The sequence below is a fragment of the Microcoleus sp. Pol10D4 genome (genome assembly GCF_036701555.1).
Classification (GTDB): domain Bacteria; phylum Cyanobacteriota; class Cyanobacteriia; order Cyanobacteriales; family Microcoleaceae; genus Microcoleus.
In genome coordinates this window covers 1-22,204 of the sequence record NZ_JAUBRA010000071.1, presented here as the reverse complement: position 1 = coordinate 22,204, position 22,204 = coordinate 1, and the positions used below count along the sequence as shown (strand labels likewise).

At 47.8% G+C, this 22,204-nt stretch carries 18 protein-coding genes; 11 read left to right on the top strand and 7 right to left on the bottom strand.

Annotated elements, in window-relative coordinates; genetic code table 11:
- Window positions 1-96 precede the first annotated feature (96 nt).
- The 4 genes from QUA36_RS25920 to rpmA all read left to right on the top strand — a co-directional run bounded on the left by QUA36_RS25920 (window position 97) and on the right by rpmA (window position 2,246).
- Entirely contained in the window at window positions 97-606 is a 510-nt protein-coding gene (locus QUA36_RS25920) for a DUF3122 domain-containing protein (protein ID WP_333459564.1), read from the top strand.
- 325 nt (window positions 607-931) lie between these two features.
- Complete coding sequence (locus QUA36_RS25915) at window positions 932-1,147, top strand: hypothetical protein (RefSeq protein WP_015176895.1); 216 nt, start codon at window positions 932-934, stop codon at window positions 1,145-1,147.
- Window positions 1,148-1,526: 379 nt separating this feature from the next.
- Window positions 1,527-1,919, top strand: coding sequence for a 50S ribosomal protein L21 (rplU, locus tag QUA36_RS25910; RefSeq protein WP_333459563.1), 393 nt, complete (start codon window positions 1,527-1,529; stop codon window positions 1,917-1,919).
- 27 nt (window positions 1,920-1,946) lie between these two features.
- Window positions 1,947-2,246 carry a 50S ribosomal protein L27 gene (gene rpmA / locus QUA36_RS25905; protein WP_190738131.1) on the top strand — a complete coding sequence of 100 codons (300 nt, stop codon included), beginning with the start codon at window positions 1,947-1,949 and terminating at the stop codon, window positions 2,244-2,246.
- A gap of 254 nt (window positions 2,247-2,500) precedes the next feature.
- Here rpmA and thiS read toward each other — a convergent pair whose 3' ends face one another.
- Together thiS and QUA36_RS25895 are read right to left on the bottom strand one after the other, a co-directional pair.
- Complete coding sequence (gene thiS / locus QUA36_RS25900) at window positions 2,501-2,713, bottom strand: sulfur carrier protein ThiS (protein WP_333207754.1); 213 nt, start codon at window positions 2,711-2,713, stop codon at window positions 2,501-2,503.
- A 97-nt stretch (window positions 2,714-2,810) separates the two neighbouring features.
- A complete protein-coding gene (locus tag QUA36_RS25895) occupies window positions 2,811-3,893 on the bottom strand; it encodes a thiamine phosphate synthase (protein WP_333459562.1) in 1,083 nt (360 codons plus the stop codon).
- A 222-nt stretch (window positions 3,894-4,115) separates the two neighbouring features.
- Between QUA36_RS25895 and QUA36_RS25890 the strand changes: the two genes are divergently transcribed.
- The gene (locus QUA36_RS25890; protein WP_333230484.1) at window positions 4,116-5,993 is read left to right on the top strand and encodes a DUF1565 domain-containing protein; all 1,878 of its coding nucleotides are present in this window, start codon (window positions 4,116-4,118) and stop codon (window positions 5,991-5,993) included.
- 699 nt (window positions 5,994-6,692) lie between these two features.
- Here QUA36_RS25890 and QUA36_RS25885 read toward each other — a convergent pair.
- Window positions 6,693-7,370, bottom strand: a complete 678-nt coding sequence (locus QUA36_RS25885) for a peptidoglycan-binding protein (RefSeq protein ID WP_333230483.1) — start codon at window positions 7,368-7,370, stop codon at window positions 6,693-6,695.
- On the bottom strand, window positions 7,339-7,482 hold the full coding sequence (locus QUA36_RS25880) for a hypothetical protein (protein WP_333459561.1): 144 nt from the start codon (window positions 7,480-7,482) through the stop codon (window positions 7,339-7,341). The genes QUA36_RS25885 and QUA36_RS25880 overlap by 32 nt, the downstream gene beginning before the upstream one ends.
- A 127-nt stretch (window positions 7,483-7,609) precedes the next feature.
- On the opposite strand from QUA36_RS25880, the gene QUA36_RS25875 reads away from it, so the two are divergent.
- The 3 genes from QUA36_RS25875 (at window position 7,610) to QUA36_RS25865 (ending at window position 13,782) form a co-directional block, all read left to right on the top strand.
- The gene (locus tag QUA36_RS25875) at window positions 7,610-9,532 is read left to right on the top strand and encodes an SdrD B-like domain-containing protein (protein WP_333459560.1); all 1,923 of its coding nucleotides are present in this window, start codon (window positions 7,610-7,612) and stop codon (window positions 9,530-9,532) included.
- Window positions 9,533-10,072: 540 nt separating this feature from the next.
- Window positions 10,073-12,523: an SdrD B-like domain-containing protein gene (locus tag QUA36_RS25870; protein ID WP_333459559.1), complete on the top strand. Its 2,451-nt coding sequence runs from the start codon at window positions 10,073-10,075 to the stop codon at window positions 12,521-12,523.
- A 398-nt stretch (window positions 12,524-12,921) separates the two neighbouring features.
- Window positions 12,922-13,782 (top strand): SDR family oxidoreductase, encoded by an 861-nt coding sequence (locus QUA36_RS25865; protein ID WP_333459558.1) that lies wholly within the window; start codon window positions 12,922-12,924, stop codon window positions 13,780-13,782.
- A gap of 241 nt (window positions 13,783-14,023) precedes the next feature.
- Here QUA36_RS25865 and QUA36_RS25860 read toward each other — a convergent pair whose 3' ends face one another.
- Window positions 14,024-15,052, bottom strand: coding sequence for a hemerythrin domain-containing protein (locus QUA36_RS25860; RefSeq protein WP_333459557.1), 1,029 nt, complete (start codon window positions 15,050-15,052; stop codon window positions 14,024-14,026).
- Between the two features lie 296 nt (window positions 15,053-15,348).
- Here QUA36_RS25860 and QUA36_RS25855 point away from each other — a divergent pair, with 296 nt between their 5' ends.
- Both QUA36_RS25855 and QUA36_RS25850 read left to right on the top strand, forming a co-directional pair.
- Complete coding sequence (locus QUA36_RS25855; protein ID WP_333168488.1) at window positions 15,349-16,614, top strand: pitrilysin family protein; 1,266 nt, start codon at window positions 15,349-15,351, stop codon at window positions 16,612-16,614.
- A gap of 256 nt (window positions 16,615-16,870) precedes the next feature.
- A complete protein-coding gene (locus QUA36_RS25850) occupies window positions 16,871-18,139 on the top strand; it encodes a pitrilysin family protein (RefSeq protein ID WP_333459556.1) in 1,269 nt (422 codons plus the stop codon).
- A gap of 352 nt (window positions 18,140-18,491) precedes the next feature.
- Here the strand turns inward: QUA36_RS25850 and QUA36_RS25845 are convergent, their stop codons facing one another.
- Window positions 18,492-19,067, bottom strand: coding sequence for a hypothetical protein (locus tag QUA36_RS25845; RefSeq protein WP_333168485.1), 576 nt, complete (start codon window positions 19,065-19,067; stop codon window positions 18,492-18,494).
- 758 nt (window positions 19,068-19,825) lie between these two features.
- Between QUA36_RS25845 and QUA36_RS25840 the strand changes: the two genes are divergently transcribed.
- A complete protein-coding gene (locus QUA36_RS25840; protein ID WP_333459555.1) occupies window positions 19,826-21,646 on the top strand; it encodes an efflux RND transporter periplasmic adaptor subunit in 1,821 nt (606 codons plus the stop codon).
- Between the two features lie 399 nt (window positions 21,647-22,045).
- On the opposite strand, the gene QUA36_RS31440 is transcribed toward QUA36_RS25840, so the two are convergent.
- On the bottom strand, window positions 22,046-22,198 hold the full coding sequence (locus QUA36_RS31440; protein WP_445301455.1) for a transposase: 153 nt from the start codon (window positions 22,196-22,198) through the stop codon (window positions 22,046-22,048).
- Window positions 22,199-22,204 lie beyond the last annotated feature (6 nt).

The following is a 22,204-nucleotide window of genomic DNA, read 5'->3' as shown; positions in this document are numbered from 1 at the left end:
TCATCTAGGTTTAAAATGAGTAGTAGGGTGCGTGCGACGCACCCTAGTTTTTTATCTATTAAACTTTTGGATAACAAGCGATATTTTGGTCATCCTATGAGCAATCTTAGTACAAAACCTTCCCTCTTCAAGGCTTTAACTGTAATTAGCTTGTGTTTGTATCTAATCTTAGCTGTCAGCCCGCCCGCTTTCGCCTCGATTCACAAGTATCCAGAAGCGGGCGACAGAGTAATGTTTCGTTCCGTACAAAGCCTGCGCGATACTGATGACAAAGCGTGGCAAGTGGTTTTGTACAAACGAGTAAAGTCGGGAGTAATAAACTCTTTTAATCTGAGATTGGTAGGGTTTCCAGGAACCGAATTGCAGCACCCTGTGCCGCTGAATGTGGCTGCGGGAAGTCGCGCAATCGGCATGGCTAATGATATTTGGAGCGAGTCGGATTTGCCGATTAATGTCGGAGAATACGATTTTAAATCAATCATTACCCAAGTGGAAAGTAATCGACCTTTGCGGTTGAATTTGCCTGTAAAAAATCAACAAGAAACAAAATTGCTGGTTCCTCCTTTTGCCGTCAGAGAATGGCGGCTGTTGTTAGACAGAAACTAAATATACCGATTTAAGCGCACTCTACATTTAAAATCCATACAATTTCCAATGTCACAAATCGTTATGTTTAAATTATGCCTTAAGGTAGATTTAGCGTATTTGAAGAATAATGTGGTATGGCAAAAACTAAATAGATCAGTTTAATCGCACTGTACATTTAAAATCGCTAAAGTTTCAGGGATGTATCAAAAATAACTTTATTTACATAGACCTTAAGGTAGATTTAACCTATTTTAAGGATAATTATGAAACAAACTAAAACCTGAGTTAGTCGGTTGACAAAACTTCAGTGTTTTAACGTAGGTGTATTCAGGGTGAAGCTACTATGACTTTAATCAGTAAAATTGTCCGCAAAGCTTTGGCAACAGGTTACTTAACGGTTGAGGCAGAAGAACAGTTGCGACAGCAGTTGCAGATGACTAAGTATGGTTTAGAAGATTTTGAGGCTTTTATTAATTTGCAAAAAGAGGTGATGGAGGGCAGGGTGAAACAGCAAGCTTTGGAATTGTTACGATCGCGCAAATGTTCTGCGACGGCTTGAATCCCGTTCGATCGACCTTTTGGAGAAATGGGATAAAAAATTTACAGCATCTTGTATTTTTATCCCTAACAGGGCTTACGCATTAAGACCGAAGAAACCGGGTTTTTTACCTAATCTCTGGCTGAAAACGAAGAATTTTCGTAAAAAACCCGGTTTCTGACCACCCGTGCCTAAGTTTTACCTAACTAGAATTTTCCGGCGCGATCAAACTTGACAAAACTACAACAACCCGCAATAATAGTAGATTGTCTGTCTAAATCCGGCTCGGATCAGGTTAAGACATTCCAAAAGCTGGAGAGCAGTCAGCAGTCAAAAGTCCACAACGACCAATGACCAATGACTCATCAGCTACCTGTACGGCAATCTCAACAACCATCCCATGACTTACGCAATCATTGAAACAGGCGGCAAACAATTTCGGGTAGAACCAGGCCGCTTCTACGACATCGAACTGCTTCACGTTGAAGCTGAATCCAAAGTCACCATAGACAAAGTATTTCTGATCCAGCACGAAAACGATGTTCACATCGGGCAACCTCTAGTAGAAAATGCCACAGTAGAAGGAACAGTTCTGCGGCATTTCCGGGGCCGCAAAGTCCTCGTCTACAAGATGAAGCCGAAAAAGAAAACTCGGAAGAAAAAAGGGCACCGTCAAGAAACAACTCGCTTTATGATTGACTCCATCAGCGTCAACGGTACAGTCTTAGCCGCCAGAGACTTAACTGCAGCAGTTGTTGAAACCCCCCAAACCGCCGAAACTGATTCAGAATAAAACATAGTAAATACAGTTGAGGATATTATGGCCCACAAGAAAGGTACAGGCAGTACACGTAACGGACGCGATTCTAATTCTCAGCGTCTCGGTGTCAAAAAGTACGGCGGTCAAGTTGTCAAAGCTGGCAACATTTTGATCCGTCAACGCGGCACTAAAGTTCACCCTGGTAATAATGTTGGTATCGGCAGAGATGATACTCTGTTTGCCATGATTGACGGTGTGGTGACTTTTGAAAGAAAAGGCAAAACTCGCAAGAAAGTCAGCATTTATCCTGTTGTAGCAGCACCTGTGGCTGAACCCGTGGCTGAAGCTGTCGCAGTTTAATTGCGATATTTTGGGGCGTTCCTTAAGTCTCTTTTGTTTGCCTCAAAGTCTAGATCCCCCCTAGCCCCCCTTAATAAGGGGGGGACAAGATTTTTATTAAAGTCCCTCTTAATTAATGGGATTTAGGGGGACAAGATTCTTCTCAAAGTCCCCCTTATTAAGGGGGATTTAGGGGGATCTAGACTTGACTGCAAGCGACATTCCTCGGTTCTGCCCGGTGAAAATTTAAGGCTTAATTTGTCACCAATTTGTGGCTAGCCTCCTCCGACAATTGTGACAACTTCTAAGATGTCGCCCTCTTGCATCTGTGTAGTTTCCCAAAATTGTTTGTGCAGAATTTCCCCGTTGTACTCCACAGCTACCAAGCGCGGGTTTAATCCCAATTGTTCTAGTAATTCTGGTAACGGTGTGTCGATCGCACAATTGCGGGTTTCTCCGTTAACTTGCAGCGCAATTTGATTTATCATCAGTAAAATATCTGTTTTCAGGGCGGGTTTGGTAACAAAATTATATTTTATGCACAGATTTCCTGTGTTAAACCCGCCCTACAAATCTCCAATCAACCTAGCTTTTTCCGTGCAAAGCTTTCTGAGCTTTCAGATTCTCCATCCGAATCAACTGCGAGATGAAAAACTGCGTGACTAAAGTAGGCTGTTCTGCTTCCATAATTGCGCGTACTATGGCAACCCTTTGAGCTCCGGCATTCAATATTTCATCGACGTTGTTGATATCAATTCCGCCGATCGCAAACCACGGAATCGGCGACTTATCAGCAGCATACCGCACATAGTCCAAACCTGCCGCCTGTTTATCAGGTTTAGTAGGAGTGTGGTAAACCGGCCCAACTCCAATGTAGTCGGCTCCCTCTTCAATAGCTCGCTGCATTTCCTCGCCATTCGTAGTAGAACGACCGATGATTCGTCCCGGGCCGAGCAACTTGCGCGCTTCCGCCACAGGCCAATCTCCCTGTCCTAAGTGTACGCCGTCGGCATCCGCTGCGATCGCCAAATCCACGCGATCGTTCACAATCAGCAAAGCATCATAGCGGTGACAAAGTTGGCAAAGCTGGCGCGCGTTAGCCAACTTTGCGCCGTCGTCTGAGCTTTTGTCGCGGTACTGCACCAAAGTCAGTCCGCCTTGCAAAGCCGCTTCCACGACTCCCAACAAATTGTCTCTCGGCGAAGTTACAAAGTATAACTGCGATCGAAGTAACTGCTGGTAGCGCCGGTAAGCCAGCAAATCGCTTTCGAGAGTATAAACCCGATAGCGCATCTGCTTAAAAGCCGCCCCCATATTCCGATCGTAAATTTTGCCATACTCTTCGAGTACCCGCAAAGCTTCTTCCACCCGACAGAAATTCGCCTCCAGTAGCTGCTGAATGCTCGAACGCTGCTCTTCCTGCGGGTGAGTCAACTCCGTACCCGGATCGGCCGGCGTATCCCTAGCACTGCGAAGTTCTGCGACGTGCCAAGCAGCCAATTCTTGACGCAGTTCCTTGCACTCGCCAGCTAAATCGGCGCTGTTGAGACCAAACCTGCACCATTCTTCAATAATTCTCAACCCTTCGCGCGATCGATCTAAATTTGCATCTAAAATCCGGCAGAGGGCTGGCTGTGCCGGTAAAGTTCTGTTTTGTTTGTCGCTCATTCAGAACCACCCTAATTATAATTAATCCTACGAGTCAAACCGCTACATTGTCCCACGCCGTCAAGATTGTGGCAAAGCAGGCGGCTTAATTTTGGCATAAACCAATGTAAATTCGACAATAATTTTTTAAGTTTTATTGAATTTGATGAAAACAAAGCATAATAGATCAAACTTGATGAGAGTGGAATCGTTAAACTGCATACCACACTTCGGAGGAGAGCCGTGAGGTTAGCAGAACAACACAAAAGATTAACAGAAGAAAACCCCAGCAGGCGGGTGAAATCAAAGTTCGATCGCGAAAACCCGACACCGAATTCGGGAAGCGGAACTCGGATCGCAAATCAGTGGGGTTTATTTATGCTCCTAAATTCTCAATATAGCGAGTGCAAAGAAAAGCGATCGCAAAAATCTTATTTGAGTTCTTGCCTTCTGCTCGTTTTTGCGATGACCGCCCTTTGCAACCATCAACCGTCAGTTATCGCTGCCGGGATACCGGGAGTGCAGCTACTTTCTCAGACGCCACAGAGCGACATCAACATACTGTACGTCAGCTCGATCGGGGGCAGCGACACGGGGGGCAACGGCAGCGATCAAGCTCCGTTTAAAACCCTTACCTACGCCTTAAGCGTGGCACCGCCCAAAACAGCGATTTTGCTAGCGCCCGGTACTTACAGCGAGCAAACCGGCGAAAAATTTCCATTAATGCTCAGGCCCAGCGTGACAGTTCAGGGAAATCCCAACACTCGCGGTCAGAATATTGTCATCAAAGGCGGAGGATACTTTATCAGTCCGACTTCGGCGGGTCAAAATATCGCGATTTTAGGCGCAGATGGGGCAGGACTCAGCGGGGTGACGGTGACGAATACCAACTATCGCGGTTACGCTTTGTGGATCGAATCGAGTTCTCCGACAGTTGTTAACAATACTTTTTCTGGGAGCACTCACGACGGCATTTCGGTAGTCGGTACTTCCAGGCCGACGATTGGCGGGAATGTTTTCTCGAAAAATGGAGCTAACGGCATTACTATTTTTGGCAGTTCCCAGCCGGAAGTTCGAGATAATGTGTTTGAAAACACCGGATTTGGGGTGAATGTAGCGCAGAACGCTTCGCCTCTGCTAATCGGTAATAAAATTACTCGCAATAAAGATGGCGTGGTGGTGCAAGCTAATGCTAGACCTGTGCTGCGTAACAATTATATCGAGAGTAATCGCCGGGACGGAATTGTGGCGATCGCGAGCTCTCTGCCCGATTTGGGAACTGCCGCCGAACCGGGGGGCAATGTCATTCGCAACAACGGTCAGTACGATGTCAACAATGCAGCCAAGGGTCAAATAATCCCAGCTTACGGGAATCAATTATTGAGCAGCCGGACGACGGGCTCGGTTGATGTGGCGGGAACTTTTACACCGCCGCCAATGGGGGGAAGTGCTTTGCAGCTAAGGGCCGATCGACCTCCCAGCATCGGTGGTCCAGACACTTCTCTCCCGGCTTACACTCCCGGCCGGCTAATTCCCAGAGTTGAAAGAGCGCCACTTCCCCCGCCTGCGCCCGTTTCAATGCGATCTGTGCAAAATCGACCCGCACCGCGAAGCGCTGAGTTGCGACAAGAACTTTCTCCGAGGAATGCCGCTGCTTCATCGGTAGCCCAAGGGGCGAGCGCAATTCCTGTGCCCGATCCGAATTATCGATCAATTTCGGAAATTTCGGTACAGCAACCAATGATTCCTCCCAATTTTGATAGTTCGAGTTCGGTTGCTTCCGAGGGTAGATTGCCGGTTCCGGGCCGCAACATTCCGATCGGAAGGGGCGGCTATGTACCTGCACCTTTAGGGGGTAATTCTTTGCCCGATGCCGCGGATAATTCGCCGTCATTCGATCGAGCCAGAGCTTTGGGTTTCCGCTATCGAGTTGTGGTGGATACCAACAGTTGGGGCGATCGACAAAAAATGCAATCCCTCGTTCCCGGTGCTTTTCGCTCTTTTTCCAGCGGACGATCGGTGATGCAAGCCGGTGCTTTTCGGGAACTCGAAAAAGCTGAGGAATTGGTACAAATGCTCAGCGCTAATGGTTTGAATGCTCAAATTGAGGAGATTAAATGAAATGGTCAGTAATCAGTAGTCAGTAGTCAGTAATCATTAGACCTCTTTCAAAAATAACTAGGACGGGCAAGATGCCCGTTCCAAAATTTTATTAAAAGGACTTTTGCAAGAGGTCTATTACTTTGTCAAGTGTTAACTGTCAACTGTCAACTGTCAACTGTCAACTATCAAAAATTTTAGGGCCTAGCATATCGGATGCCAGACCCTAAAAAGTTTGTAAATTCAGTTGATTCAAGTGGGTTTTTAGCTCTGCTGAGTTTCAGCAAACTACAACTAAGGTGGACTTTTTTGCAACTACTCTGCGGACGAGGTAGCTATCAGCGGAGTCTATTCAGACTTCTGTGTTTGACTGTTGTGCGATCGCAACTTTTGATTAATCCAATAGCTTCAAGCTATCTAACCAATACGAATCGCAATATCAACCTTTCTTTGCTAATAAGCTAAACGGTTCAGGCGTTGCCTGCGAACTAGAGGCGATCGGGACAAATACTCTAATTCCAAGTTTTGTATCCAAGTTTTTTGTGCTTCTTGGTTTTGCCCCTCATGTTTTTAAGTTAACACCAACTGCGTGCATAAAAACACTTTGTTTACCAAACTTGACACTTTTTGACGTGCAGAAATACTTCCCAAAGCGATTATTAACAATTTGTACGATCGCCCGATACCCCAACGTGCACACCCGGCACTTTTCGCTTGCTGTCAACGCAGCAGAGCTTCCCAAGTTGCGCGGCCGACAATGCCGTCTGCTGGCAGTTGATATTGTCGCTGAGCCGCCTTGACAGCAGCTTGAGTTTCCGGGCCGAAAACGCCGTCAGCACTCACCCGCAAAAATCCTTTGGCCCGCAGCCGTTCTTGCAAATCTCTGACTGCCGCCCCGCGCATTCGTCTTCTCAAAACAGGAAAATTGGTTGGCTGCGCTTCGGGGCTAATCTCTGAGTTGTCGGGATTTACAGGATCGTTGGCGATCGGGTTTTCGATCGTGCCAGGAGTCGCAGGAAACAGCCGGTTCCAAGTATCTTGACCGACTATGGCGTCGGGAGGCAGACCTGCTGCTTCCTGGAACTGAGATACAGCTCTAGCGGTGCTTTGTGAGAAAATCCCGTCTACAGTGTCAGGGTAAAAGCCCAATAATTTAAGAGCAGCTTGGAGTTCGATCACTTCCGACCCTCGGCTGCCCAATTTGATTGCGGGGCGGACGATCGCACCTGTTTGAGCGATCGGGCTATTGCTGTTACTCTCTTTGGAGGTAGGTAGCTGTGCGACAGCAGGAGTAGGGGCGATCGAGCTCATTGCCAATAAACCGCACAAACTCCAGCCGAAGAGCAAACTCGGAACCTCGCGGGCTTTATTCCAGCTTGCTGTCAAGTTTTGGGACATTGGGAATTCGACCTCTGGAAAACTGGTAGCGATCGTACATCAAATCTGGAAAAAATTTACGCATCGGCCAAACAGGGCATTGGCCAAACAGGGCATTGGCCAAACAGGGCATTTCTGATTCCCCTCTCCTCCCTTTCCTAAAAATAATTTATCCCCTGAAATAGCTGCAATTGGCAAAAAAACTGCTAGATTGCCCTACAGAAAACATTGAACCGCGTTCATTGGGCCCCAGCAACACCATGTCCGAATTCAGAACCGCCAGCCAAATAGACATCGGCAACGTCAACATCGGGAACTTCCAAGTCGGCAGCATCAGCGGCACTAAATACAACGATTTTAACGCCAACGGCCTCCCTGATCCCGGAGAAGTCCCCATTCCCAACTGGCAAATCTACCTCGACCTCAACAACAACGGCCAGCCAGAATTTAACGAACCTTCCACCCTCACAAATCCGCAAGGCAACTACATTTTCGCCAACCTGCCACCGGGCACTTACCAAGTTAGGGAAGTCCAGCAGCCGAACTTTCGCCAAACTACCCCAAATCCCGCACCCATCACGATTACCAGCGGCACAAATGCTGGCAATATCAATTTTGGCAACAACTTTAACGCAGGGACGATCGCAGGCACAAAATTCAACGACATCAACAACAACAGCAGCCGAGATCCCGGCGAACAAGGGCTAGCTAACTGGCAAATTTACCTCGACCTCAACCGCAATAACAGGCTCGACGGCGGCGAACCTGTTACTTTTACAAACGGTGAAGGCAATTACGCTTTTGTCAATATTCCCGCAGATACATATTTGGTGAGAGAAGTCCAGCAACCGGGTTTTCTCCAAACCACGCCTGACCCCGGCCCGGTTAACGTTACTTCCAACGCCACTGTCAACAACATCAATTTTGGCAATGTCTTTTTTGTCGGCAGCATCAGCGGTGTCAAATTCAACGACCTCAATGCCAACAGCGTCAGAGATGCGACAGACCCGCCTCTGACCAACTGGCAAATTTACCTCGACCTCAACGGCAACAGCAGCTTTGACCCGGGCGAACCCAACACCATCACAAACCCGCAAGGCAACTACACTTTTGCCAATGTTTCTCCCGGCCGATATTTGGTCAGGGAAGTCCAGCAACCGGGATGGGTACAGACTACGCCAAATCCAGGCCCGATCGACATCACCGGCAATACCAACGCTGTCGGCGTCAATTTCGGCAACAATTTTCCTACCGGTAGCATCAGCGGCTTCAAGTTCAACGACCTCAACGCTAACGGTATCAACGAACCGACGGAACCGAGAGTTGCCAACTGGCCGATTTACCTTGATTTCAACAACAACGGCAGTTTAGATCCGGGCGAACCTTCGACTTTAACCAATCCCGAAGGTAATTTCTCTTTTATCAATTTGCCTCAAGGAACCTATGTGGTGAGGGAAGTCCCGCAGCCCGGTTTTCAACAAACCACGCCAAATCCGACTCCGATTACCGTGGGCAACGGCACAAATGCCACTAATCTCAGCTTTGGCAACGTGTTGGTAACGGGCACGATCAGCGGTGTGAAGTTTAACGATTTTAACGCCAACGGCCGCTTAGATCCTGGGGAACCCCCGATCGCCAACACTCAGATTTACATCGACCTCAACAACAACAGCAGTTTAGATCCGGGCGAAGCGAGTACCTTAAGCGACCTTCAGGGCAATTACAGTTTCCGCAATGTTCCGGTAGGTAGTTATGTTGTCCGCGAAGTTCCGCCCCCCGGTTTCATTCAAACGACTCCGCCTGCGGTGGTTGTTGTCTCGGCAGAGATTCGGGCCAGCAAAATCGATGTGGTGACCGGAGAGGCTGAGGGTACCTCGGCTAAATCCTTGGGCGACCCGCTGACGAATGCCAGCAACTATGCGGGCAAACCAGCAGGCAATATTGGGGTGGATAGCTTGCTTTCGAGGCAGGGTAATAATAATTATCAAATTAGTGATTTTTTGAGTGATGGATATTTTGCGAATTTAGGCAATACTCCTAACTTTGGGCAACAGAATGTCGGTTTGGGGTCTGGTTCACAAATTGGTAATTTTGTCAAGACAAATGAATCAATTAATGAATGGGGCGATCGCTCACTCGTTTGGGCCGATGGGCGCGAGAGATTTCTCGGTTATGTAGGGTGACACAAAACTCGATCGCCCCGAATCCCAAACCGCAGATAAAAATCAGGAAGAGGTTAAAGGGCGATCGCGTGATACCCTATTGTTGGCAACCTCCAACGCATAGCCAGAGTTCCGGGAAGCCCAAACCTGGCTTGTATATGAGGAGCAAGATTCAGAGGTAGTATCATACCTGTTTTTAGGAATTATCAGACAATTCCGCACGTGCGATCGCCCTCGTGGCCAGGTCGCTCAATTCACAGAGGTTCAGTGAATCTTAACGTTGTTCCAGCTCTAAACAGCAAGTGTCCACGGGCAGAAGAACTCAGGGCGCAAATCTTGAAGATATTGCGCTCAAATTGCCACAGCTATTCAAAACCTGATATAATCTCGTGCGACAAAGCTGGAGTAAGCCGGAGGTTAGATGAGGAACCTTTGAGCAACGTAGACGTATGTATGATTGAGTAGCGATCGTCAGTCGCTAGCAGCAGCTAACTGCTGATTGACAAAGTGATACAGTAGCCTGTAGCTTACGTAGATTTAGGTGTGAAGGAAAAGAAAATCATGGCAAACGACGAAAGAAGAGCTAATCAGGTATTTCCTGTATTTGCCCCAGTAGTGCTAGATCCAACCATCAATTTTGGCAACGCTCCTGCGGGTATCCAGGGTATCAAGTTCAACGACCTGAACCGCAACGGCATTCGAGATGGAGGCGAACCGGGAATCGGCAACGTCCGAATCTTTATTGACCTCGATAACAACGGCATTCTCGAGCCAAATGAACCCTCGACGTTGACTAACGCCGGCGGAAACTTCGTATTTCCAGGCTTGCCTCCAGGCACTTATACTGTCACGGAAATCTCGCCACCCAATTTCAGCCCGACAACTGCCAACCCAGTCGTTGTCACCCTGGCGGGCAGGAATACCACAGTGTTCTTCGGTAATGCTACAGGTGGCGGTCAGATTATTGGCTGCAAATACCTCGACGTAGATAACGACGGCTTTCGAGACGGGAGTGAACCCCCGATGGAAAACGTCAGAATCTATATTGATGCCAACAACAACGGTGAGCTAGATGCAGGGGACACCAGTACCTTAACTGATAGAAACGGCGAGTACCGATTCACCAATTTGCAGGCAGGGCTATACCGGATTCGGGAAGAGCGAGCCAACGGGCCGGGCACTGAACCTTTAGAAAAAGATTTTCCCCAAAGCACGCCCCCCGGCAGCATCTCCCTGCTTGACATTAACCTCGGCCAGGACGAAATCTGGGCCTGCGCTCAAGTGGGCAACACTCCCCTGTACGAAATCCCGATCTTCAAATTCCGGGACGACAACGCCAACAGAATACAAGACGCAGGCGAAATTCCCCTCGCCGGCATCCCGTTCATCCTCGATTTGAACGAGAACGGCAGGACAGACGAGGACGAACCGCGACTGTTAACCGGCCCTGATGGTAGGGCTACCTTCAGAGATTTGAAAGCTGGCAGCTACTCGGTTAGGGAAACCTTTGAAACATCCATACCCAACCAGCCGCCAATTGCAACTACCGAGAACCCGGTAGAAGTCACAGTCCCCGGGCCCGAATCGCGACAGCAGGGATCGCTGCCTTTCATAGTGGCAGATCCAACAGTTCCAGGCGGCCAGCGGATCGTTTCGGCGAACTTTCCGGCCCCGTTCCCGCCGATCAACCCGGAACCCGCAGTCTTCTTCACCCCGATTTCGGTAAATGAAGGTATCGGTGCTGTCGGGAATACGCGCCCCAACATCACGATCTTCAAATACAACGATCAGAACGCTAACGGTCGTCACGAACCGGGCAACACTCCACCAGAATTAGGAATTCGCGGCATCACTGTCTACCTTGATGCCAACGACAACGGCGCTCTCGACACAGGGGAACAGTCGCTAGTAACTGATGCGAACGGGCGTGGTGCTTTCACCAACCTGGAACCGGGCAATTATGTGGTTCGGGAAGTGCCGCAACCTGGTTTTAGTGCTACTACTCCGGATCGGGTGCAGTTCGACCTCAGCAATCGAGATGCCAACGTCGTCTTTGGCAACACCCCCAACAGCCGGATCACTGGGTGCAAATTCCAAGACTTGAACGCCAACGGCTACCGAGACGGCTTTGAAACGCCGATCGCAGGGGTCACAATCTACCTCGACAGCAACGGTAACGACGCCCTTGATGCCGGAGAAGCAAGTACCGTCAGCGATCAGTTCGGCCGCTGGGAGTTTGGCAATTTGACCCCTGGTAATTACCGAGTCCGGGAAGTCACGCCTTCCAATTCTTTCCAAACTACTCAACCACTAGACATCGTTCTGGGCGCAAACCAAACGTTTACTTGTGCTTTGGTGGGCAACGGCCAGTTCTTTAACTTGGCAGTTCCCAAATTCCGGGACGACAACCGCAACGGCCTGCAAGATCCGGGCGAGCCTCCTTTGGAGGGCATCCCGTTCACTTTGGATTTGAACAACAATGAGCGCTACGATGCTGCTACCGAGCCTCTGGTAAGGAGTGATGCGAATGGTATTGCCCTGTTCACCAATTTAGCTCCGGGCAACTACTCGGTATTGGAAGTTTTCAACGATCCGAATGTTCCCAACGCGTTCCCGATTGCGACAGGGGAGAACCCTGTTACGTTCTCGGTGCCGGGGCCATATACTTTTGTAACGCCGATCGTGCCGGCGCCAGTACCGACGGAACCAGAAAGAACGGATAATAGAATCGATCCGCTGACCGGCGGCATGGTGAATGCTTCTAGCATCGCCGTCGATGAGCTGATTAAGCCCGACCCTTCAGCGGCGGCTCTGGTGAAACCCAGCAGCGTCGGTAACTTTATCGCAGATTTGAGGGAAGGTTCTAGCCACTTTATTAAGGGGGAAGATTTGCAACGCGAGGCGAATTCGCTGATTGCATCATTTTTAGTAAAGAATGGTCTAGAGGAGCAATTAGTGTTAACTCCTCCAAATCCTCTAACTCCTCAGAAGGCTGAGGGTGCCTGGTTGTAATGTTAGGTTGGGTTTCTAGTTCGAGACTCAGCAATTAACAGTTAAGTTGTTGAAACTGCACGTCAAATGATCTTTTGGCGTGCTTTTTGCTGTTGTGACAATAATTAGAGGCTCGCGGGGCGGATTTATGGATTTCTTTAATTACCGGAAATATTGTTCGTGAAACCCGCCTCTACAACAAATATATCCCGATGCTCGTAGGCGCTGGTTTTACCGACAATCTTTGAGGAAAACTCACAATTTATATAAACCAGCCCTCCACAATCATGGGCTCGGCTGACGGGTTTATTTATCTCTTTAATTACTGTCTTTAGTCGTAGGGCGCGATCGGCAAAAAGACCGATTCCCCGCCTCAATAAAACCTTTATTTATAGAGGTAGAACTTAGAGGAATATATTATGCCAACTCAACAACAAACCCATCCGGCTCAACATCAAGAACAGCAACCCGGTATTGAATCCCAAATGACTCCGCAACCTCAATCCTTCGCGGAGGGATATCGCGGTAGCGACAAATTGCGGGACAAAGTAGCCTTAATTACTGGCGGAGACAGCGGTATCGGGCGTGCAGTGGCGATGGCCTTTGCCAAGGAAGGCGCTAACGTGGTCATCAGCTATCTTAACGAAGATGATGATGCCAAAAAAACCAAAGAGGCGATCGAACAACAAGGCCGGCGCTGTATTGCGATCGCCGGCGACATCGGCGACGAAAACGTCTGTCAAAACCTTGTAGAACAAACAGTTAAAGAATTCGGCCGCCTCGACATCCTTGTCAACAACGCCGGCGAACAGCATCCCCAAGAAAGCATCGAAAACATCACCGCAGAACAATTAGAGCGCACCTTCCGCACCAACATTTTCTCAATGTTTTACCTCACAAAAGCCGCTCTCAAACACCTCAAAGAGGGAAGTGCAATTATCAACACTACCTCAGTCACCGCCTACAAAGGCAACCAACAATTGCTAGATTACTCCTCCACAAAAGGAGCAATTGTTGCCTTTACTCGCTCTTTGTCTCAAAGTTTAGCTGAGAAAGGAATTCGCGTCAACGGAGTCGCCCCCGGGCCGATTTGGACGCCTCTAATTCCTGCTACTTTCCCTGAAGAAAAAGTGGAGAAATTTGGTGCAGACACGGCATTGGGACGCGCAGGTCAACCCGATGAAGTTGCCCCCAGTTACGTGTTTTTAGCTTCAAAAGATTCGTCTTACATGACTGGTCAAATTTTGCATCCCAACGGAGGATCTGTGATTAACGGATAGATTTGTCGCGAGTTGAGATATAAATAACCGCATTTTGTGGGGAGGACTTTCACCCACAATCTCTGACTATAACTCACAATCTAAATAAACCCGCCCCCACAACCACGTTACCTAGGGCGGGTTTATTGATCTTGTTTTTTTATAAAAAAACAGTAATCCCGCTACCCACGTAGCGGGATTGATAGGTTGCAGTTTAACTATTCTCTAGTTTTGCTAGAGCTAAAATTAGCCGACTGCTGAGTTATTTCATCTTAGCCATTTCTTGCTGGATGGTGGTTTTTGCTGCTTTGAATTGAGTAGCCATTTGTTCCATTTGTGCTTCGCTAAGATTGCGGCGAATATGAGGGAACATATCGTTTTCTTCTTGTCGAACGTGATCTTTAACCGCTGTTTGGAGCTGTTTGATTTGGGCTTTAAAATCAGAAGAAGTGGGGTTGAGAGCCTTAATTTGGGCAAGCATCTGCTTCATTTCTTCTTGCTCGCTGTACAGTTCTTGAGTATTGCCGTAGTAGCTGCGAACTGCGGGATAAACAACTTGTTCTTCTGCTTCTGCGTGAACGCTGAGGTCTTTGTAAAGTTGACCGAAGAATTCTTGCAGTTTTTGAGGATCGTCGGTGCTTGCGATTTCCATAAAGAGGGTATCGGTTTTGCGGTGATCCATTGAGATGATTTCGGTGATGTTCATCTCATCTTTGCTGCGGGTAACTGCACCGCCGATGATGCCGGTCATGGCTGCCATTGCATCTTGCACGCGAGCCCAAACGCCTTGGTCGGGGTCTTTGCCGGTCAGCTCGCGGACGCCTAAAATTTCGAGAACTCCTTTGAGTTGTTCTTGGTGAGCGCGGTTCTCAAAGTTAACTGTATTGAGCGGGGTAATGGCTGCTTCGATGTCTGCGCCTACTACTTGAGCAGCTTTGTGAATTAACATACCGGCCATTGTTTGTTTGTGTTTGAGCAGTTCGTGCTGAGCTACTTTTTCAAACATGGTGAGTTCAGAACCTTTCATGAGTTTCTGAACTTCTTCAATCATTTTTGTGCTGGTTTCTTTGGGCTCGGCTTGAATGCCGTATTGCACGATCGTAGTTTCTAATACGCCCAAGTTTTTGCGATCGTCTTCGAGCATATCTCGGAAGCGCTGGGCTAGTTCGGAGTCGTTGCAGGAATTGATGAATAATTGCTCGTTGGCTATCAACAGGTTTTGCAGCGCTTTCATGTCTGCTAATTTAGTTGCGATCGCTTGGCGCTTGGTATCTTCTAGGGTAGCTACCATCTGTCTTTTCTCCTCTCAATGTCTTTAGTGTTCTTACATCTCTTAATTTATTGATATATTCTGATAACATCCTCTTTCTCCCGACTGATTAATTAATATCCCGCGAAACCTATTGACTTTTGAGCAAGAAAATGGTAAGTATTTGAGACTGCTTGAAAAAAAAGCAAAAAATAACTGATGAGTAAGGATTAATGGCAGATGACTGATGATTTCTGTATCAATTAATCCCGATCGCATAGCTGTAAAGCGCTACCATAGTTGCAGCCGAAGTGAACTAAAGTTTAAGAATAACTAGCTTGTCTCAACTGCTCACTGCTTTAGAGTTCCCAGCCAATGTCTGGAAGCTGAATAATGGGTTAACGGTCATTCACCAGCGGATTTCGGCCACACCGGTGGTCGCGCTAGACGTGTGGGTGAGGGCTGGCGCTACGCTGGAGCCGGATTCTTGGTCGGGAATGGCTCATTTTTTAGAACACATGATATTTAAAGGGACGGATTCGATCGCCCCTGGAGAATTTGACCAGGTAATCGAAAATCGCGGCGGTGTCGCCAATGCAGCTACAAGTCACGACTACGCGCATTTTTTCGTCAACGCTGCGGCCGATTATTTAGCAGAAACAGCGCAGCCGCTGGCAGAATTGCTGCTGCGCGCTTCGATTCCCGATCGGGAATTTGATCGCGAGCGAGATGTGGTACTCGAAGAAATCCGTCAAGCTCAAGACAATCCCGATTGGCTGGGTTTCCAAGCAATGATGGAAACAGTTTACCAGCGGCATCCCTACAGGCGATCGGTACTCGGCACGGAAGAACTGCTGATGTCGCGAACTCCCCATGAAATGCGCTGTTTCCATCGATCGCACTATCAGCCGGAAAATATGACTGTGGTGGTAGTCGGGGGAATTGATGAACAACAGGCCAGAGATGTTACGGAGAAAGCATTCGAGCAGTTTTCAGACAGGTGGGATTGTCCCAAATTAACCGCAGAAGCGGAACCGCCACTGATAGAAATTCGCCGTCAGGAGCTCGGCCTCCCCCGATTGGAACAAGCGCGGCTGATGATGGCCTGGACGGGCCCGGGAGTTGAACACTTGCAAAGTGCTTGCGGCTTGGATTTGCTCTCGGTGTTGCTTGCAGACGGGCGGACTTCGCGTTTAGTCAGGGAATTGCGGGAAGAATTACAATTGGTAGAGGCGATCGACAGCACTTTCTCGTTGCAACGGGAATCGAGTTTATTTACTATCAGTGCAGTCTTGGACGCGAAGGATGTCGAACAGGTGGAATCTCGGATTTGCGATCGACTTTGGGAATTGCAGTCTGAGCCAGTTTCCGAGGTAGAATTGCTCCGCTGTAAGCGTTTGCTGTGCAACGATTTTGCTTTCTCTCTCGAAACGCCGGGACAGCTAGCGGGTCTTTACGGATATTACAATACGATCGCCACTGCGGAAGTAGCGCTCAGCTATCCCACTAGGATTAAGGCATTTGGGCCCTTAGACCTCCAGCGCCTAGCTCAACAATATCTCTCTCCTCGGCGCTATACAGCAGTGGTACTCAAACCAATCTAATAATAGTTGACTGTTCACTGTTCACTGTTGACTGTTCACTGTTAACAGCAACTAGGTTGAGTTGAGACATGAAACCCAAGTCTATTAATTGGAAATTTGAGATTTGTCCCTCAATCTAAAATCTCAAATCGCCAATCTCAAATCGGATGATCGGTAACGCTCACGCTCTACCCATCCTACGAATAATCATGACTAACAGCCAACAGTCAACAGTCAACAGTCAACAGTCAACAGTCAACAGTTAACAAATAATTCAATGAAAAATGAAATCCAGCGCACGGTTTTAGACAACGGTATTGTTGTCTTGGCAGCAGAAAATCCAGCAGCAGATATTATTGCAGCTAGGATATTCCTGCGGGCCGGCAGTCGCTACGTGCAGCCGGAACAAGCAGGATTGTGTCACTTGCTGTCGGCGGTAATGACCAAGGGAACCGATCGGCTGTCTTCGCTGGAAATTGCCGAGCGTGTAGAATCGGTGGGAGCGAGGTTGAGTGCCGACTCTACTACAGACTATTTTTTAGTGAGTTTGAAGACGGTTTCTGCGGATTTTGAGGAGATTTTGGAGTTGGCGGCGCAATTGACGCGATCGCCCACTTTCCCGGAAGCTGAAGTCGAACTTGAACGCCGCATTGCCATATCAGCAATTCGATCGCAGCAAGAACAGCCATTTGCGATCGCCTTCGAGCAATTGCGACACTCGATGTACAAGGAACACCCCTATGCTTTCTCTCCCTTGGGGACGGAAGCTACTATGTCAAAGCTCACCAGAAACGATCTCGAACAGTTCCACAAAACCTATTTCCGTCCCGATAATGTAGTTATTTCGGTAGCGGGCAGAATATCGACCGAAGATGCGATCGCCCTGATCGATCGAACTTTTGGTGACTGGAAAGCGCCTTTAACACCCCTGCCAACTTTAACCGTCCCCCCTCTGTACCCCTCCCCTGAATCGGTCGTTACGCCGCAAGATACGCAGCAATCAGTGATTATGCTGGGCTACCTCGCACCCTCTGTCAAAAATCCAGATTATGCAGCGATTAAGTTGCTGAATACTTATTTGGGTAACGGTTTGTCGAGCCGATTGTTTGTGGAATTGCGGGAAAAGCGGGGCTTAGCTTACGACGTTTCCGCGCTCTACGCGACGCGCTTGGACACGGCTCAGTTTGTCGTGTACATGGGTACGGCGCCGGAAAATACGGCGACTGCTTTTGAAGGATTGCGCGCAGAAGTCGATCGACTCGCCAATATCCCACTAAGCGAGGAAGAATTGCAAGCTTGCAAGAATAAAATGCTCGGTCAATATGCTTTAGGAAAACAAACTAATTCGCAAATTGCCCAAGTTTTAGGTTGGTACGAAATTTTGGGATTAGGAATTAAATTTGACCAGCAATTTCAAGAAGAAATTGCACAGGTGACAGCTTCAGAAGCGCGGGATGCTGCTAAGAAATATTTTGTAGAACCGTATATTTCTTTGGTGGGCCCGGAGGTGGCGATTACAGAGTTGGGTGTAGTGGCTGTTTGTTAAGTAGGAAATGGGCGATCGAACTTTTGAAAAGTTCGATCGGTTTAGTCAAGAAGCACCCATAGAGGCTGGTGTGATTCTCAGACACTTGCAGCAAGGTGAAAGTGTCGTAAAGCCTCATTTATAGCAATACGGTTCAGATAAGAACAATCTGACTTCCTTTCACAAGTCTGTAACTCCCATAAATTCGTGAAATGAAATTCGTCGGAAAGCGCTAACCCAAGCGTATTGCGGTATAACGGTTCCCATCACCCGCCCGAAATAACCTTTGCATCATAACCCCGATCAGCTCTCGGTGATCGGTGTGCATGGGCGTTGTTAGAGAGCTGTAAGACAGCCAGACAAAACGATTAACTTAATCTTTCCTGACATACGTATCCCACCAAGGATACCATGGGTGAAAACCAAAAGCTCCTGTCGATTTACTAATTATTAGATGCTCACTGTAAGAACCCGTTTCTTCAGGGGTTAATAAACCTACAGTCCAGGACTCATCATTGGCTATAACAATGTCAATATCATTTTGATGAAGTATTCTGCCTAGCAAATCTAGACCCATTTGAATCGCTAAATCCCTGTCTACACTTCCTATTCTTTGCTTATACCAGACTATTCGCCTTAATAACTGAAGCCATTCCTTCATTTCCTCTCGTTGAGATTTCTTGGCAAACGAGATTGCTCGATTGGCAATTTTTATCGCATCCGGTTTCTGATACACGATTTCTTCTTTAATATAGCGAGCCATTATCTCTATAATATATAGGGATTTCGGACAGCTTCTGTCCTCTGCTAACTCAAACAGAAGTGGAAATAAAATTTCCTTCCCCAGACTAAGGTCTTCATCTTGGTGAAGAATCAGATTTTCGTCATAAGCCCATTGGCGTATCACAATATCGTCAATAACGTCGCCAGCGTAAAAGTAGCGATCCATATACTTGAGACTCCTAGCTAGCCTCTAACTTCTTATTAGGCGGAAACTTTGGGTATAAACACCCTGGAGGGAGATAGGCGGAAACTTTCCGTATATCCTGTAGATGATAGCCACAAACTTTCTAAATATTCTGCCTATAGGGGCGATCGCCCGAAAGTTTACGGAATGTCTACAACTGCGAGTCTTGGATTAGCTCCATGACAACAAAACCGGGAACACTAGGTTTATCTAAAAGACTAGAAAACAAAACCAAGTAATTGCAGGTGCATGACCCCGTTGAATATCCCTTAAAACATAACTGTCTAAAAGGTACATAGCGTTTCTTATGTCCGTGTCCGTGTTTGTGCCTGATCCCGCAGGTTGGGAGCATATACTTGACTATCGGTGATATCAGGTCGTTAGTTGATGACTCCTTCGCTTTGCCAATAAGCAACCAGCTCGGCTCTAGTTTTAGGTGGGTTGCTCAGATATTATCGGCTCGCTAAAACCCGTAGGATGTACTTAGAAAAAGGCAGGTTTAGTCCCAAAGCTTCAGTAGACAGTTGACTTTCTAACTCCGGCGGCAAGTCTAAGTGAATGCTCATTTCTGCGTTCCTCATTGATCGAGATTCTAAATTAATCGTAGCTGATGTCCTGATTATCCAAAATTATCCGAAAATACCTGCGCTACCACCGAAAAAACTTAGTGAGACTTCAATTGAACCTTTTCTGTTCCCGATCTGTCTAAATTCAAGACAGACCCATCAGGTCTAATTTATATGTACTTAGTAAAGCACTTTCAGATTAAAAAAGAGCTGACTCCCTGGCTTAGCGGACTCCTCGCCGCTTCCCTGCTGGCAGGAGTAGGCTACACAGCTTACAGCCAACTCACAATCAAATCCAGCCGCGAAACCAGGCGCAAGGAAAAAACCGTTGCTGTCCAAAGGCTGAACCTGCCGATTACAATTTCGGCAAACGGCACAATTGTGCCCGAACGTTCCGTTAACGTCAGCCCCAAAACTTCAGGAATGCTCAAAAGTTTGCTTGTCAATGAAGGAGATAGCGTTGAAAAAGGGCAGATTCTCGCCTACATGGACGACTCCAACCTCCAAGGGCAACTTACCCAAACTCGCGGACAACTCGCAGCCGCAGAAGCAAACCTGCAAAAATTGCTCAACGGCACTCGAACCCAGGACATTGCCGTGGCTAAGGCAGTGTTAGCAGAACAACAGGCAAGTCTGGAAAAATTGCTCAACGGCAATCGAACCCAAGACATTGCTGTAGCTGAGGCACAACTAGCAGAACAACAGGCAAGTCTGCAAAAATTGCTCAACGGCAATCGAACCCAGGATATTGCTGTAGCCGAGGCACAACTAGCAGAACAACAGGCAAATTTACAAAAATTGCTTAAGGGCAATCGGCCTGAAGACATCGCCCAAGCAATTGCCAAACTCAGAGATGCCGAATACGCCAAAAGCCAAGCAGAGGAAGACTTTCAGAGAAATCAGGAACTCTATAATGCTGGAGCCATTGCTTTGCAAATTGCGAACAACTCCCGCACCGCGCGCGATCGAGCTCAAACGCAAGTCAGACAAGCCGAACAAGCTGTAGCTTTGCTGCAAGCGGGTACTCGCCCTGAAGAAATCGCTGCGGCGCGGGCTGCTGTGGAGCAAAAACGGCAAGCTTTGACCCTGGCGCGATCGGGGGCACGCCCGGAAGACATCGCTGCAGGGCGGGCTGCTGTGGAGCAAAAACGGCAAGCTTTGGCCCTGGCGCGATCGGGCGCACGCCCGGAAGACATCGCTGCGGGGCAGGCCGCAGTGGAGCAAAAACAGCAAGCTTTGGCGCTGCTAGAAGCTGGTTCTCGCCCGGAAGACATCGCCCAAGCCCGCGCTCAAGTTCTCGCCGCTAGAGGCAGCCTGCAAAGCGTTCAAGCGCTGATCGACGACACTGTGCTGCGGGCTCCTTTTACCGGCACTGTCACCCGCAAGTACGCCGATCCGGGCGCTTTTGTGACTCCCACGACTGCAGGTAGTGCGGTTTCTTCGGCGACTTCTTCTTCGATTTTGTCCTTAGCTTCAAAAAATCAATTAGTAGCAAACGTAGCAGAAACTAATATTTCTCAGATTAAGATCGGCCAGGCTGCGTCTATTCAAGCCGATGCTTTTGCGGGAAAGACTTTTGCAGGTAAAATCACTCAAATTTCGCCTCAGTCGATCGTCCAGCAAAATGTAACAAGTTTTGAGGTAAAAGCGGCAATTATTAATGATGATAAACAAATGCTGCGATCGGGCATGAATGTGAATGTGGAGTTTAAGGCGGGTGAACTTAAAAATGTTTTGGTAGTTCCGACTGCGGCCATTGTCCGTCAACAAAGGGAAACGGGGGTTTATGTTCCGGGTGGAGAAGATGGTAAGCCTGCTTTTATGCCGATTAAGACTGGTATGACGGTGGATGATAAGACGGAAGTGCGATCGGGTTTGAAAGGAAATGAAAAAGTGCTGCTTAGTTTACCCTCCGGATTGCGGCCTAGATCCCAAAATCCATCGTCGGGCCCGATTCCCGGTTTGCAACCGGGTGGGGGAAGGCGCTTGCGTTAGGGTTTTGATTTTTTTATTGAACCGCGAAGGCGCGTTAGCGCTAGGGCGCGAAGGAGGAAAAAGAATAAGGAAGAAGGATTAAGGTTTTAATTGCCTATGCTTTTCGGCTCACTGCCCAATACCCAATGCCTAAGCATTTGTGACAAGTTAAGAAAAAGTGCAAATTGTCAAGGGGGTAGAGAAAAAAAGGTAAAATAGGCTGAAACATCTATATGGCAGGCAGTTGAGCTATAGTTGAACCAGTTATGATTCGCAAAAAAAGAATTAACCGAGATCATGCAAAGAAAAAAAATCGTCTCCAAATAGAAAATGAAGCGATCGCGAATCACCTGGAAGATTTATGGTATAGCGTTTCTCATAAAGATGAGGTACAATAACAGCAGTGAGTAAACCAATTCCTCATATTGGATAATGTAACTTATTGAAGGCAAACTCTATCGCTTTTGCTAATTCTCGGTAATTAGTCGTCTTGATAGAACGGAGAATGTTTTTGAGTTTTGACCATAAATGTTCAATTGGTGAGAAGTCGGGCGAATATGGTGATAAGTATATTATTTT